The organism is Novosphingobium lentum NBRC 107847 (genome assembly GCF_001590965.1).
Lineage (GTDB): Bacteria > Pseudomonadota > Alphaproteobacteria > Sphingomonadales > Sphingomonadaceae > Novosphingobium > Novosphingobium lentum.
Map to the genome: position 1 here is coordinate 59,869 of NZ_BCTW01000014.1, position 13,904 is coordinate 73,772.

At 67.1% G+C, this 13,904-nt stretch carries 13 protein-coding genes; 4 read left to right on the top strand and 9 right to left on the bottom strand.

All coding sequences use genetic code 11. From position 1 onward, the window contains the following. Positions 1–3: 3 nt before the first annotated feature. Positions 4–888 carry an aldose 1-epimerase family protein gene (locus tag NL2_RS13535; RefSeq protein WP_068076145.1) on the bottom strand — a complete coding sequence of 295 codons (885 nt, stop codon included), beginning with the start codon at positions 886–888 and terminating at the stop codon, positions 4–6. A gap of 115 nt (positions 889–1,003) precedes the next feature. Here NL2_RS13535 and NL2_RS13540 point away from each other — a divergent pair, with 115 nt between their 5' ends. Continuing rightward, the gene (locus NL2_RS13540; RefSeq protein ID WP_157083169.1) at positions 1,004–1,675 is read left to right on the top strand and encodes a hypothetical protein; all 672 of its coding nucleotides are present in this window, start codon (positions 1,004–1,006) and stop codon (positions 1,673–1,675) included. Here NL2_RS13540 and pheT read toward each other — a convergent pair whose 3' ends face one another. The 7 genes from pheT to NL2_RS13575 form a co-directional block, all read right to left on the bottom strand. Next, a complete protein-coding gene (gene pheT, locus NL2_RS13545; protein WP_068076148.1) occupies positions 1,676–4,105 on the bottom strand; it encodes a phenylalanine--tRNA ligase subunit beta in 2,430 nt (809 codons plus the stop codon). Next, positions 4,102–5,217: a phenylalanine--tRNA ligase subunit alpha gene (gene pheS / locus NL2_RS13550; RefSeq protein WP_068076150.1), complete on the bottom strand. Its 1,116-nt coding sequence runs from the start codon at positions 5,215–5,217 to the stop codon at positions 4,102–4,104. Before pheS ends, pheT begins: the two co-directional genes overlap by 4 nt. 46 nt (positions 5,218–5,263) lie before the next feature. Then, complete coding sequence (locus NL2_RS13555; protein ID WP_068076152.1) at positions 5,264–6,181, bottom strand: helix-turn-helix domain-containing protein; 918 nt, start codon at positions 6,179–6,181, stop codon at positions 5,264–5,266. A 164-nt stretch (positions 6,182–6,345) separates the two neighbouring features. After that, entirely contained in the window at positions 6,346–6,705 is a 360-nt protein-coding gene (rplT, locus tag NL2_RS13560) for a 50S ribosomal protein L20 (protein ID WP_068076154.1), read from the bottom strand. Between the two features lie 18 nt (positions 6,706–6,723). Continuing rightward, positions 6,724–6,924: a 50S ribosomal protein L35 gene (gene rpmI, locus NL2_RS13565; RefSeq protein WP_068076156.1), complete on the bottom strand. Its 201-nt coding sequence runs from the start codon at positions 6,922–6,924 to the stop codon at positions 6,724–6,726. Positions 6,925–7,113: 189 nt separating this feature from the next. Continuing rightward, the gene (locus NL2_RS13570; protein WP_084356080.1) at positions 7,114–7,614 is read right to left on the bottom strand and encodes a gamma-glutamylcyclotransferase family protein; all 501 of its coding nucleotides are present in this window, start codon (positions 7,612–7,614) and stop codon (positions 7,114–7,116) included. Then, positions 7,610–8,392: an inositol monophosphatase family protein gene (locus NL2_RS13575; RefSeq protein ID WP_068076160.1), complete on the bottom strand. Its 783-nt coding sequence runs from the start codon at positions 8,390–8,392 to the stop codon at positions 7,610–7,612. The genes NL2_RS13570 and NL2_RS13575 overlap by 5 nt, the downstream gene beginning before the upstream one ends. A gap of 299 nt (positions 8,393–8,691) precedes the next feature. Between NL2_RS13575 and NL2_RS13580 the strand changes: the two genes are divergently transcribed. Further along, positions 8,692–9,633 carry a helix-turn-helix domain-containing protein gene (locus NL2_RS13580; RefSeq protein ID WP_068076162.1) on the top strand — a complete coding sequence of 314 codons (942 nt, stop codon included), beginning with the start codon at positions 8,692–8,694 and terminating at the stop codon, positions 9,631–9,633. 133 nt (positions 9,634–9,766) lie between these two features. On the opposite strand, the gene NL2_RS13585 is transcribed toward NL2_RS13580, so the two are convergent. Then, complete coding sequence (locus NL2_RS13585) at positions 9,767–10,702, bottom strand: ribose-phosphate pyrophosphokinase (protein ID WP_068076164.1); 936 nt, start codon at positions 10,700–10,702, stop codon at positions 9,767–9,769. A 188-nt stretch (positions 10,703–10,890) separates the two neighbouring features. Between NL2_RS13585 and NL2_RS13590 the strand changes: the two genes are divergently transcribed. Together NL2_RS13590 and gltX are read left to right on the top strand one after the other, a co-directional pair. Beyond that, a complete protein-coding gene (locus NL2_RS13590; protein WP_068076168.1) occupies positions 10,891–12,558 on the top strand; it encodes an NAD+ synthase in 1,668 nt (555 codons plus the stop codon). Then, complete coding sequence (gene gltX / locus NL2_RS13595; protein WP_068076171.1) at positions 12,555–13,901, top strand: glutamate--tRNA ligase; 1,347 nt, start codon at positions 12,555–12,557, stop codon at positions 13,899–13,901. Before NL2_RS13590 ends, gltX begins: the two co-directional genes overlap by 4 nt. The last annotated feature ends 3 nt before the right edge of the window (positions 13,902–13,904 follow it).

Below are 13,904 nucleotides of genomic sequence, written 5' to 3' on the forward strand. Positions count from 1 at the left end.
CGGTTAGCCCGGTCGCACGGTCACGTCCATGCGGAAGCGGCGCGTATCGCCCGGCGGCAGTTCCAGTACCCCCGGCTTGTCGCGGAAATCGCCATCGAAACCCACCGGATCGGCGATCCCGGCCCATGGCTCGATGCACAAGTATGCGGCGCCGGGTTTCTGCCAGATGCCCAGCATGGCGGTATCGGGAAACGCGATGTCGAGCGCGCTTCCGCCCGGCGCACCCCAGCGCAGCGCACGGCTGGACAGATGGCCCCAGATGATCGCGTCGGGTACGAACAGCGCCGCATCGGGCGCCAGATCGCGCCCATCGACCGGCGTGGGGAAAGCCTTGGGCAGCAGTAGGCCGCTGGGCGGATCGATACGGCGGATAGGCTGCGGTTCGGCATCCGCAAACGTCACGCGATGCGCCGCCTTGGGCGCGTCACCGGGCAACGGCCAGGCAAACGCGGGATGGAAGCCAAAGCTGAACGGCAGCGCGACCGCGCCGGGATTGGCCACGCTGGCCTCCATCTCCAGGCGCATCCCGTCGAGCCGGAATGCGAGCTCCAGCACGAACGCGAACGGATAGGCCGCGTGGGTCGCCGCGCTGTCGGTCAGGCGGAAGCGGGCTGCATCTCCCGTCGTTTCGACCACCTCAAACAGACTGCCGCGCGCAAAGCCGTGCTTGCCCATCGGGTATTCGCTGGTGCCCAACCGATAGCGATCGCCCGCCAGCGCGCCCACGATCGGAAACAGTACCGGTGCATGGCCGGTCCAGAACGCGGGGTTCGCGTCGGTCATGTACTCGCGGCCCTGCGCATCGGTCAGCGACCAAAGTTCGGCTCCCAGCGGATTGATCCGGGCCGACAGCCCATCCGATCGTACCTCGACAAGGCTCGCAGTCACCGCAGCACCTCCGGAATGAACAAGGTTCCCCAGCGCCCTTTAAGGTTAATTAAGTCGATCGTGCTAGCCGCATGATCTGAAATCGTCGGATTGGGCAGACGCGGGGGATCGGGCCATGCTCTGGGAGAAAATGAAGGTCACCTGGCACATGGTGCGGCTGGCCGCGCTCGGTTCGCTGGCCCTGCTGGCGGGCTGCGGTGATGGCAAGGTCTATCCCAGGCCGGTGGCGCAAGTGCGCGATACGCTGCGCGATACCCATGTGCCGTCGATGATCTTCGGCGAGAACGAGGTGGTGTCCGACGTCGTCCAGCCCGGCAATGACCGGTTCGTGTGGGTGGTATCGGAACCGTCCGGCCCCGAAATCCTGCGCTTTGCCGCCAACACCAGCGCCGAAGGCCCCGCTGCCACGCGCGTTGTCGTCACCATCCTGCCGCCCGAAGGCGAAAACAAGCAGGGCGTGTCGGGCCGCCTGAAGGAACGGCCCGAGATCGCCAACCTCTATCAGGCGGCGATGGCCGAGCAGATCGACGCCAGGCTGGAAGGCAGGCCGTTCAACTTCAACGCAATCAGCGGACAGATGGCCGTGGCCGCGATCGGCAACATGGGCAACATGCAGAAGTCGGTCGAAGCAGCGGCCAGGGCGTCCGAGGAGATGGAACGCAGCCACCCCCGCCCGACGATCAACGAGGCCCGCGATATCGATGCGGAAAAGGTCCTGAAGGCGAAGGACGACAGCCAGCCGATGGATCAGGCGCAGGGCGATTCGGGCGGCAGTTCGACCGAGTAATCAGGCTCTCAGCACGCCGCCCACTTTGGCCGCCGCTGCAACAACCTTGTCGGCAATCGCCTTGAGCGCGGCTTCGTCGTAGCTTTTGTCGCCGGGCTGGAGCGTGATTTCGACCGCCAGCGACTTGTGCCCATCGGGCACGCCCGCGCCGCGAAAATCGTCGAACAGCCGCGCCGCGACGATTTCGACTTTGTCCGCGCCGCGCACCGCGCGCACCAGATCGCCCGCCGGCAGCGTATCGGTCACCAGGAACGCGAAATCGCGCGTCACCGCCTGCAAGGCGGGCGGAGCATAAGCCGCGCGCGCGAAGCCTGCCGCCGCCTTCTTGGCCGGGATGCGATCGAGGAACAGTTCGGCCACGGCCACCGGCCCATCGATGTCGAACGCCTTGGCCGTCGCCGGATGAAGCATGCCGAACCGGGCCAGCACCGCCTTGGGGCCCAGCCGCAACGTGGCCGACTGGCCGGGGTGGAACTGCGACCCCGCCTCGCCCATGACTTGCAGGCTGTCGACCGGCGCGCCCGCTTCGGCCAGCAAGGCCAGCGCTTCGGCCTTGGCGTCGAACGCGTCGAACGCCCTGGCCTTGCCCCCGTTGACCTTCGGATCCCAGCCACGCGGCGCCGCCTCGCCCGCCAGCACCACCGCCAGCGACAGCTTTTCGTCGCTCGCGCCGTTTTCGCCGCGCAAATACCGCCGCCCGACCTCGAACAGCCGTACCGACGCCGCGCCGCGCATCAGATTGCGCCGGGTCGCCGCCAGCAAGCCGGGCAGCAGCGACGGCCGCATCGCCTTGAGATCCTCGCTGATCGGGTTGGCCAGCAGCCACAGCCCGCCGCTGGCTTCGGCAAACGCGCTCGCGTCCGCTTCGGGCAGGAACGACCAGGTGATCGCCTCGTTCAACCCGCGCGCTGCCGCCGCGCGCCGCACGCGCCGTTCCAGCGCCTGCACCGGCGTCGCGGTGGGCCTCGCCACGCCGTCGGCACGCGACAGCGGGGTGGAGGGCACCGCGTCGAGCCCGTGGATGCGGATTACTTCCTCGACGATGTCGGCCGCGCCATCGATGTCGGGACGCCACGACGGTGCACTGACCGCCCAACGCTCGCCGCCCGAGGCATCGGCCTGCGCCACGATGCTGAAGCCCAGCGCCTCGAGAATGCGCTTCTGCTCGGGCAGCGGCACATCCACCCCGCCCAGCTTGTCGGCCAGCGCCGGATCGTAGCCGACCACGTGCTGCGCCGATGGCGGCGTACCCGCGCGAACCACTTCACTGGCCTCGCCGCCGCAGATGTCGAGGATCAGGCGGGTCAACAGGTCCAGCCCGCCGTCAAGGAACCCCGGATCGACCCCGCGCTCGAATCGCGTGCGCGCGTCGCTCGACAGCGCCAGTGTCTGCCCGGTGCGCGAAATGCGCTGCGGGTCGAAGTAGGCCACCTCGAGCAGGACATCGGTGGTGGTGTCGGCCACGCCCGAATGCTCGCCGCCCATGATCCCGGCGATGTCGTGCACCTGCACGTCGTCGGCGATCACGGTCATCCGGTGATCGAGCAGGTAATGCTTGCCGTTGAGCGCGGTCACGCCCTCACCGTCGCGCGCGCGCCGCGCCACCACCGCACCCGAAAGCTTGGCGAGATCATAGGCATGCGCCGGGCGGCCATAGCCGAGCATGACGTAGTTGGTGATGTCGACCAGCGCCGAGATCGGCCGCTGTCCGGCCGCCTTCAGCCGCGCCTGCATCCAGTCGGGCGAGGCGCCGTTGGTCACGCCCCGGATCACCCGGCCATAAAACGCGGGGCACCCTTCGGCATCGTCGGTGCGGATTTCGGTCGGGCAGGGAAAGCTGCCGGCAACGTGATCGACCGCGACCGGCTTCATCTTGCCCAGACCCGCTGCCGCCAGATCGCGCGCGATCCCGGCAACGCCCATGCAATCGGGGCGGTTGGGGGTGATCGCCACGTCGAACACCGGATCGCTGCCGCTGTAGTCGGCAAAGCTTTGGCCCACCGGCGCATGGGCGGGCAGCTCGATGATGCCGTCATGCTCCTCGCCCAGCCCCAGTTCGCGGGTCGAGCACATCATGCCGTTCGATTCGACCCCGCGAATCGCCGACTTGCGCAGTTCCATGCCGTTGGCGGGCACCACCGCGCCGGGCAGGCCGAGCACGCCGAGCATCCCGGCACGGGCATTGGGCGCGCCGCACACCACCTGTAGCGGCTGGCCGGACCCAATATCGACCGACAGCACCTGCAGCTTGTCGGCCTGCGGATGCTTGTCCGCCGTCAGCACGCGCGCGATGCGGAAACCTTCGAGCTTGGCGGACGGATCCTCCACCCCCTCGATCTCGAGCCCGAGCGAGGTCAATTTGTCGGCGATCGCGGTCGCATCGGCGTCGGTTGCGAGGAAGTGCCTGAGCCAAGAGAGCGAGAACTTCATGCGCGCGCTCCTGCCTGCGTTCCGACCCCGGCCGACAGCGTCGGCACATCGCCCGCGCCGAAACCGTAATGCGCCAGCCAGCGGCCATCGCCGTCGAAGAACGCGCGCAAATCATCCATCCCGTACTTGAGCATCGCCAGCCGATCGACGCCGACGCCGAACGCGAAGCCCTGCCACACGTCGGGGTCAAGCCCGCCCATCTCAATCACCTTGCGGTTGACCATGCCGCTGCCGAGCAGTTCCATCCAGCCTTCGGAGCCGCCCAGCACGCGCTTCCCCGACACCAGCGTGTAGCCCACGTCCACTTCGACCGAGGGTTCGGTGAACGGGAAATAGCTGGGGCGCAGGCGCAGGACGATGTCGTCGCGCTCGAAATACGCCTTCAGGAACGTCTCCAGCGTCCACTTGAGGTGGCCGAGGTGGATGCCCTTGTCGATCACCAGCCCTTCGACCTGGTGGAACATCGGCGTGTGCGTCGCGTCGCTGTCGGAACGGTAGACCCGCCCCGGCGCGATGATCCGAAGCGGCGCGCCCCCCGGATTTTTTTCGACAACTGCCAGCATCGTGCGGATCTGCACCGGCGAGGTATGCGTGCGCAGCAGCATCGAGCGGCCGGCGGCATCCTGATCGGGGAAGTAGAACGTATCGTGCATCGCCCGCGCCGGGTGCGTTTCGGGCATGTTGAGCGCGGTGAAGTTGTGCCAGTCGTCCTCGATCTCCGGCCCGCTCGCCACGGCAAAGCCCATGTCGGCGAAGATTTCCGCCAGTTCGTCCATCACCTGGCTGACCGGGTGGATCGATCCGCGTGGGCGCTCGGGCGCGGGCAGCGTCAGGTCGATCGTTTCGCGCGCCAGCCGTTGCTCCAGCTCGGCATTTTCGAGGTCGGCCTTGCGCGCCGCCAGTGCCGCCGTGACCGATTCGCGTGCCGCATGGATGCGCGGCCCCTCGACGCTGCGCTGATCGGGGGTCATCGCGCCCAGCGTCTTGAGCAGGGCGCTGATCCAGCCCTGCTTGCCCAGCGCGGCGATGCGGATCGTTTCGAGAGCATCTGCCGAAGCTGCGGCAGCGATCGCGGCCAGCGTTTCGGCCTGTTGGTGTGCAAGCTGTTCCATCGGCGCTGCCGCTAGCGCCAAATGCCCCGCGATAAAAGCGGTAGTGCTATCCGCCGGTCACCAGACGTGTCGCTTCGGGCAAGTGCAGCGCCTGCACCGCCGCCCCCGCCGAGGCCATCCGGGCGTGCATCACCGCGCCGAGGATGGGATGCGGCCGCGCGGTATATTCGCGCGGTCCCATGCCCATGAACCGGTGGAAGTCCCGCACGAACTGTGCCTGATCGTGATAGTGCCCGTCGATCGCGCCGATCCACTTGAGCGAGGGATCGAGCATGTACTGCGCCAGGCTGCGCATGAACCGCTGGCGGCGCAGCAGCAGGCTGGGCGCAAAGCCGAAATGGCGGCGGCACAATCGTTCGAGCGTATGCGGCGGCAGGCCGGCGGCGCTTGCCATGTCCGACACCGTCCACACGTCGGTATCGACCAGCGCGGCGTGGCAGGTTTCGATGCGCGCTTCATCGGCCAGCGGTTCCGCCAGCCGCGCGGCGAAGTGCGCCTCGATCCGCGCCAGCTCGGCCGCTTCGTCCGGTGCATCGCCGAACAGCGTATCGAGCAAGGGCACGAAGCGGGCGAACGCGGGTTCCTGCCGCGCATCCAGAAGCGAATCGGCCAGGTTGTTGGCGGGCGTGGTGACGAACTTGGACCAGCCCAGCGGCAGCAGGCCGATGCCCCAGATGCGCGCGCGACCGATCGTGAACCGGATCGTCGTGCTGGTGGGCCCGGTCGCGATGTCCCGGATATCGTGGCGTGGCGTGACGCCGGCGATCTCCGCTTCGGGCGGATCGCCCGAGATCATGCGCAGGTTGCCCCATTCCGGGTGGAGATAGTCGGTGACCCGCTGGCCGTCCGGCACTTCGATTTCGGTGAGATAAAACGTCGTGAAAAAGCGCCGCAGCGCGAGCGGCGGTTGATGAAATTGAACCCTGACCCTGCAATCGCCGGTCAAAATGCGCCCCTGTTTCATTGTCTTATCGCCGTTAGCATACCGTGTCTAAGCGACGGTTAAAAGCCTCCAAAAAGGACCAATGTGCCCTCAATCACTCGGCGACGAAAAAAGGCTGCCGACCGGTCAACGGTCGACAGCCTTTTTCAAGCCGAAGGACCCGCAGGGTCCCGAAGCAATGATTCTCAGGCCGGCAGCGCAGCCTTGGCTTGCGCGATCACGGTCGAGAAGATGCCGCCTTCGTTCATCGCCAGATCGGCCATGACCTTGCGGTCCAGGTCGATCCCGGCCAGCTTGGTGCCGTGGATGAACTGCGAATAGGTCAGGCCTTCGGCGCGGACGGCGGCGTTGATCCGCTGGATCCACAGCGCGCGGAAGGTGCGCTTTTTGACCTTGCGGTCGCGATAGGCGTACTGCCCGGCCTTTTCGACGGCCTGGCGAGCGACGCGGATGGTGTTCTTGCGACGACCGCGATAGCCCTTGGCCTGTTCGAGGAGCCGCTTGTGCTTGGCGCGCGTGGTAACGCCGCGTTTGATACGTGACATGCTTCAGTACTCCTCAATTCACAGCCCGTAGGGCGCCCACTTCTTGATGACCTTCGCATCAGCGTCGGAAATCACGTCGGTGCCGCGTTGCTGGCGGATGTACTTGGCATTGTGGCTCATGAGGCGGTGGCGCTTGCCGACCACGCCATGCTTGATCTTGCCGGTTGCGGTGAGCTTGAAGCGTTTTTTGACGCCGCTCTTCGTCTTGAGCTTGGGCATTTCGGTCTCCTGTGGTGTGACGCATGCAACCAGCCTTGGCAGCCCTTACAGCCAGGCCGGTTCCAGAATCCCTTGCGAGATTCGAATCCGCGTCGATTGAAGGACGCGCCCTTAGGCATGTGGGGGGCAAAAGGCAAGCCGCACGCGATAGCTCTAGCGGCGGCTGGACCTCTAGCGGCGGCTGGACTTCTACCGCCGACTTGCGCCCTCATCGCCCGACGACAGCGCGGCAAATCCCGTGTCGCGCAGGAACCGCGCAAAGTCGCCGCCCGGCACGCGGCGCATCGCCGGGGTCAGCTTGCGCATGAACACATAGGCTTGCGCCTTGCTGGTCGTTCCGGGAACGGGGCGGACGCTGATCGTTTTGCGCACATACTCCGATGCCGCCGGATGATGCGGCAGATAGTTCTCGTAAGCGTCGAGCAAACGCAGCAGGCGGCGGTCGAAATCCGGCCCGGTGGTATAAAGGTAGCCCCACACCCGGTTCTTTCCGCCCGTTAGCAGCACCGGATACCAGCCGTCTGGCGTGCGCACCGCGTGCAATTGCCCGCGCACAAACGCCCGGCGTGGCGGGCCAAGCGCACTGCGCACGCGCGCGGTCACGGGATTGGCGTGTTCATGCGTCAGCGTGCCGTAGAAGAAGAACCGCGTGGCCGCCTCCCCGGTCCTTGACCTGCGCGCCGCATCAATGCGCGCAGGCCAGTGCCTCGATCACATCGTCAAGCCGCGCGGGATCGCCCACCGCGATGACCTGGCCGTTCGATCCGGCGTGGAGCGGATCGCCGTTCCAGTCGGCCATGGAGCCGCCGGCGCCTTCCACCACCGGCACCAGCGCCGCCCAATCGTGCAGCTTTAGGTTGGCCTCGCACACCACGTCGAGTTGCCCCGTGGCAAGCATGGCGTAGTTGTAGCAGTCCCCGCCCATCACCATCCGGCGATGATCGGTCTTGGCGGCAAGGCCCATGAAGTGCGCACCGTCGTGATCGTCGAAGTAGTGCGGGCCGGTGGTGGCCAGCGTCGCATCGGCCAGGACGCGGCAGAGGCGGGTGCGTACCGGCTTGCCGTTGAGCGTGGTCGGGCGCCCGCTGACGCCGATCCAGCGCTCGTTGAGGATCGGCTGGTCGATGATGCCCAGCACCGGGAACCCTTCGACCACCAGCGCGATCAGCGTGCCGAACAGCGGCCTGCCCGCCAGAAACCCGGCGGTTCCATCGATCGGATCGAGCACCCAGCTGCGCGAACTTGTGCCCGGCGTAGCGCCGAATTCCTCGCCGATCACGGTGTCCTGCGGCGCTTCGGCCTTCAGCAGCGCCCGCATCACCTGTTCCGCCGCGCGGTCCGCCAGCGTGACGGGCGAGGCATCGTCCTTGCGCTCGACCGCCAGGCCCGAACGGAAGTGCGGACGGATCGCCGCGCCGGCAGCGTCGGCAAGGCGGATCGCAAGCGCGATATCGACATCGAGTTTCATGGGCAGCGCTGTGCCCGTGCCGACCGCGCCCGGTCAAGCACCGGGTTGGACGTGCGGCGGCAAGCACTTGATCTTGTGTCGAAATGCTTTTCGAGCCGCACCGAGGTCGCGCACCGCCAATTCTGGAAAAATTCTGTGACAGTATCTTTCCAGCAACCCCACGGGATCGGTTCCCGACATCGCCCTAAACGACCATCACGGCTGCAACGCCGCAATCGTCGGACGAATGACCGATGACACAGCGCTACCACACCCGATGTCTATCGGGTCTGGCAGCGCAACAGGAACGGGGACGCGCCATGAACCATATCAGACCCGCGCTGGACCGATCGATTGCTTCGGGCAGCGGCGCGACCCGCGATGGTCAGCCGATGTCGTTCAGCCGCGCGCCCGCCGCCGACCTGGCACCGTGGATCGCACGGCTCTATGTCACGGTGGTCGAGGCCCCGCAGGACTATTCGTTCGAATGCGGCCTGTTGAACGACACCGCCTTCGTGCGCATGCAACTGGGCGGTCGGTGGCGGGCCGATACGGTTCGCGGGCGGTACCACTTCGGCCGCGAGGCGCTGTTCTTCGGCCCCCATTCGCGCCGCATGCCGCTGCGGGTGACGGGACCGTTCACCAGCCTGGGCTACTCGCTGCGCCCAGGCGCTTGCCACGCGCTGGGCGGGCCGGTGGTGGCCGACCATGTCGATTGCATCACCCGGCTCGACGACATCGGCCAGTCGGGCCAGCGCATGCTCGGCCTGATCGATCCCGATGCCTGCCACGAGGAATGGCTCGTGGCGCTCGAGGATGAATTTCGCACGCAACTCGCCAAATCCGGCGCGCGCGAGCCCGATCCCATCTCAGCCCGGTTCGAGGCTACGGCGTTTACCGATCCTTCGGTCACCATCTCGGGCTTCGCGCGCGAATGCGGGATCGAGCTGCGGCGGCTCGAACGCCTGATCCGCCGCGACTTCGGCATGCCGCCCAAGCAGGTGCTGCGCCGCGCCCGCGCGCTCGACATGGCCAGCCACTTGCGCGGCGTGGCCGATCATGAGGAAGCCGAGGCGCTGGCCTTGCGCTATTACGACCAGAGCCACCTGATCCGCGAATTCAGCGAACTGTTCGGCCTGTCGCCCAGCCAGTTCGTCGACACGCCCCAGCCGTTGATGACGCTGGCGCTCGAAACCCGCCAGGCCCGCCGCCTCGAAATGACCGAGCGGCTGGCCCCCGGAGCGATACGTCCCTGGCAGTGAACCGGGACGCGGGGTCGGTTTGGGTCAGTCTCGGCCCTAACCCGGATCGGCCCCGACTTCGCCCCCCACTGCGATTCCGATCAGACTTTCCGACTGACGTCGGTGCGACACCAGCCCGGTGTCGTCCACCCGATCAGTCGAACAGCGAGCTGACCGAGCTTTCCTCGGCCGTGCGGCGCACCGCCTCGCCGATCAGCGGCGCGATGGTGAGGATGCGGATGCGCTTGCATTCGCGCGTCGCGTCGGTCGGCAGGATGGTGTCGGTGATCACCAGTTCCTTCAGCGCCGAATTGGCCACACGCGCCACCGCACCGCCCGACAGCACGCCGTGGGTGATGTAGGCCGAAACGCCTGCGGCACCGGCTTCCATCAGCGCCTGCGCGGCATTGCACAGCGTACCGCCCGAATCGATGATGTCGTCGATCAGGATGCACATGCGGCCCTTGACGTCGCCGATGATGTTCATGACTTCGGACTGGCCCGGTCGGTCGCGGCGCTTGTCGACGATCGCCAGCGGCGCATTGTCGAGCCGCTTGGCCAGCGCGCGGGCACGCACTACACCGCCCACGTCGGGCGAAACCACCATCAGTTCCTGCCCGTGGTAGCGGGACTGGATGTCGGCCGCCATGACGGGCGCGGCATACAGGTTGTCTGTCGGAATATCGAAGAAGCCCTGGATCTGCCCGGCGTGCAGATCGACCGACAGCACGCGGTCGGCGCCCGCCTGGGTGATCAGGTTGGCCACCAGCTTGGCCGAGATCGGCGTGCGCGGCCCGGGTTTGCGATCCTGCCGGGCATAGCCGAAATAGGGCACCACCGCAGTGATCCGGCGCGCCGACGCCCGGCGCAGCGCGTCGATGCAGATCAGCAGTTCCATGAGGTTGTCGTTGGCGGGAAAGCTGGTCGATTGCGCCACGAACACATCCTCGCCGCGGACGTTCTCGTGGATTTCGACGAACACTTCCTCGTCCGCGAAACGGCGCACGCTGGCGTCGGTCAGCGGAATTTCGAGATACGACGCAATCGCCCGCGCAAGCGGCAGGTTGCTGTTGCCGGCCATGATCTTCATTTTGCGCAAGTCCCTGCAGTCGTCTTTTCCCCGTGACTGCCCTTACCGGATGGTCGCGCCATTGCAATGTTCGCGCACCCTTCGCCCACTGCTTTGCGTCCAAAACGGGATGCAAGCCGCAATCGAATGGCGGAACAGGGCGTCAGCCGGGGTTGCGGCGAGCGGCTCGCGCGGCCTAGAGCGGGAACATGGCAGACCAGCTCATCATCACCCTCGCCCAGTTGAACCAGAACGTCGGCAATCTTGCCGCCAATGCCGAAGCGATGCTCGCGGTGCGCGCGCGCTCGATGCACAGCGACCTGATCGTCTATCCCGAGATGCAGCTGGTCGGCTATCCGCCCGAGGACCTGATCCAGAAACCGGCGCTGATCACCCGCGCCGCCGCCGAGCTGGAACGGCTCGCCCGCGTCACCGCCGATGGCGGCCCGGCGATGCTGGTGGGCTCGGTGTTCGTGCGCGACGGCGCGCTGCACAACGGCGTGGCGCTGCTCGATGGTGGCAAGGTCGCGGCGGTACGCTTCAAGTACGAGCTGCCCAACTACGGCACGTTCGACGAAAAGCGCTATTTCCTGCCCGGCCCGCTGCCCGAGCCGGTGCTGTTCAAGGGCGCGATGATCGGCCTGCCGATCTGCGAGGATATCTGGCACCCCGACGTGTGCCGCCACCTGGCTGAACTGGGCGCAGAAATTTTCATCTGCGTCAACGGCAGCCCGTACGAGATCGACAAGGACGAGCTGCGGATCGACGGCGTGGCCAAGCGTCGCGCGATCGATACCGGCATTCCGCTGGCCTATCTCAACCGCGTCGGCGGTCAGGATGAGGTGGTGTTCGATGGCGCCAGCTTCGTCGTCGGCCCCGAAGGCGCGGTGTGGGCGCAGCTGCCCGACTGGGAAGAAGCCGTGGTCGATACCCGCTGGAGCCGCGTGCCCTATGGTTCGGGCCACCGCTGGCGCTGCGAGCCGGGCGAGATCGCCACGCTGGCCGAACATCCCGAGGACATCTACTGCGCAATGGTCCTCGCGCTGCGCGACTATGTCGACAAGAACCGCTTCCCCGGCGTGGTGCTTGGGCTGTCCGGCGGGATCGATTCGGCGATCTGCGCGGCGATTGCCGCCGATGCGCTGGGGCCGGACCGGGTGTGGTGCGTGATGCTGCCCAGCGCCTACACCAGCCAGGACAGCCTCGACGATGCCGCCCAGTGCGCGGCAATGATCGGCTGCCGGATCGACACGATCCCGATCGAGCCGGCCGTCGCCGGTTTCACCGAAATGCTCGCCGCGCCGTTTGCCGATGTGAAGCCCGACCTGACCGAGGAAAACCTGCAGTCGCGCATCCGTGGCGTGACGCTGATGGCGCTGTCGAACAAGTTCGGCCCGATGCTGATGACCACCGGCAACAAGAGCGAGATGAGCGTCGGCTACGCCACGATCTATGGCGACATGGCGGGCGGCTACAACCCGCTCAAGGACGCCTACAAGATGACCGTGTTCGCCATTTCGAAATGGCGCAACACGAAGAAGCCCAAGATCGGGCTGGGCCCGACCGGCCCGGTCATGCCCGAGCGGATCATCACCAAGCCGCCCAGCGCCGAACTGCGTCCCGACCAGAAGGATTCGGATTCGCTGCCACCCTACGACGTGCTCGATGCCATCCTGCTGCGGCTGGTGGAGCATGAGGAAAGCGTCGAACAGGTCGTCTCCGCCGGGTTCGATCGCGACACCGTGGTGCGGATCGAACGCCTGCTGCACCTGGCCGAATACAAGCGCCGCCAGGCGCCGCCGGGAGTGAAGCTGGGCGTGCGCAACTTCGGCCGCGACCGCCGCTATCCGATCACCCACGGCTTCCGCACGGCGTGACCACCGTTACCCGCTTCGCGCCGTCGCCGACGGGCATGCTCCACGTCGGCAACATCCGCACCGCGCTGCACAACTGGCTGCTCGCCAAGCAGCACGGCGGTCGGTTCCTGCTGCGGATCGACGATACCGATGCGGCGCGCAGTGCCGAGCATTTCGTCGATGCGATCCGCGCGGATCTGGGCTGGCTGGGGCTGGATCCCGACGGCGAGGAGCGCCAGTCGCTGCGCTTCGATCTTTACGAAACGGCGTTCGCGCGGCTGGTTGCGGCGGGGCGGCTCTATCGCTGCTATGAAACCGCGCAGGAGCTGGACCTCAAGCGCAAGGTCCAGCTGGGGCGCGGGTTGCCGCCGATCTACGACCGGTCGTCGCTGGCCCTGACCGAGGCCGATCATGCCGCAAAGGCTGCGGCGGGAGACGCCCCGCACTGGCGCTTCCTGCTCGACCACGCGCAGCCGATCACGTGGGACGACGGCATTCGCGGACCGCAGCAGTTCGATCCGGCGCAGCTGTCCGATCCGGTGGTGCGCCGCGCCGACGGATCGTGGCTGTACATGCTGCCGTCGGCGATCGACGATGTCGCGATGGGCGTGACCGACGTGCTGCGCGGCGAGGATCACGTGTCCAACACCGCCTCGCAGATCCAGATGTTCACCGCGCTGGGGGCCAAGCCGCCGCGCTTTGCGCACGAGGCGCTGCTGGTGGGCAGCGAGGGCAAGCTGTCGAAGCGGCTGGGTTCGCTGGGCGTGGCGGAACTGCGCGATGCGGGGATCGAGCCCGAGGCGCTGGTCGCGCTGCTGGCGCGGCTGGGCACGTCCGATCCGGTCGATCCGAAGCTCGATGCAGCGGCCTTGGCCGACAGCTTCGACCTTGGCCATTTCGGGCGGGCACCCGCGCGGTTCGACGAGGCCGAACTGCACCGCGTCAACGCCGCCATCGTCCACCGCCTGCCGTTCGCGCGCGTGGCGCACAAGCTGCCCGCCGAGATGGTCGCGGGCGGCTTCGGCGAAGCGGCGTGGGAGGGGATCCGGCCCAATCTTGCGCATATCGACGAGGCAGCGGACTGGTGGCGCGTGATCCGCGGCCCGGTAACGCCGCCCGCGTTCGACACCGAGACGCAAGGCTATTTGACCAAGGCTGCGCAAGTCGCGGCGACGCTCGATTGGTCGGATGCCCCCTGGGCCGCGCTGACCGGCGCACTCAAGGCGAGCACCGGGCGCAAGGGCAAAGGGTTGTTCCTGCCGCTGCGTCAGGCGCTGACCGCGCTGGACCACGGGCCGGACATGGCCGCGCTGCTGCCGCTGATCGGCCAGGACGAGACCGTGCGGCGGCTGGCGGCGGCCTGAAAC

Coding starts and splice junctions, on each gene's coding strand:
- rpmI (WP_068076156.1), bottom strand. CDS start 6,924: ATGCCCAAGCTCAAGACGAAGAGCGGCGTCAAAAAACGCTTCAAGCTC.
- NL2_RS13575 (WP_068076160.1), bottom strand. CDS start 8,392: ATGAAACTCGATGTCGATATCGCGCTTGCGATCCGCCTTGCCGACGCT.
- NL2_RS13540 (WP_157083169.1), top strand. CDS start 1,004: ATGCTCTGGGAGAAAATGAAGGTCACCTGGCACATGGTGCGGCTGGCC.
- pheT (WP_068076148.1), bottom strand. CDS start 4,105: ATGAAGTTCTCGCTCTCTTGGCTCAGGCACTTCCTCGCAACCGACGCC.
- rplT (WP_068076154.1), bottom strand. CDS start 6,705: ATGTCACGTATCAAACGCGGCGTTACCACGCGCGCCAAGCACAAGCGG.
- NL2_RS13555 (WP_068076152.1), bottom strand. CDS start 6,181: ATGAAACAGGGGCGCATTTTGACCGGCGATTGCAGGGTCAGGGTTCAA.
- pheS (WP_068076150.1), bottom strand. CDS start 5,217: ATGGAACAGCTTGCACACCAACAGGCCGAAACGCTGGCCGCGATCGCT.
- NL2_RS13580 (WP_068076162.1), top strand. CDS start 8,692: ATGAACCATATCAGACCCGCGCTGGACCGATCGATTGCTTCGGGCAGC.
- NL2_RS13590 (WP_068076168.1), top strand. CDS start 10,891: ATGGCAGACCAGCTCATCATCACCCTCGCCCAGTTGAACCAGAACGTC.
- NL2_RS13585 (WP_068076164.1), bottom strand. CDS start 10,702: ATGAAGATCATGGCCGGCAACAGCAACCTGCCGCTTGCGCGGGCGATT.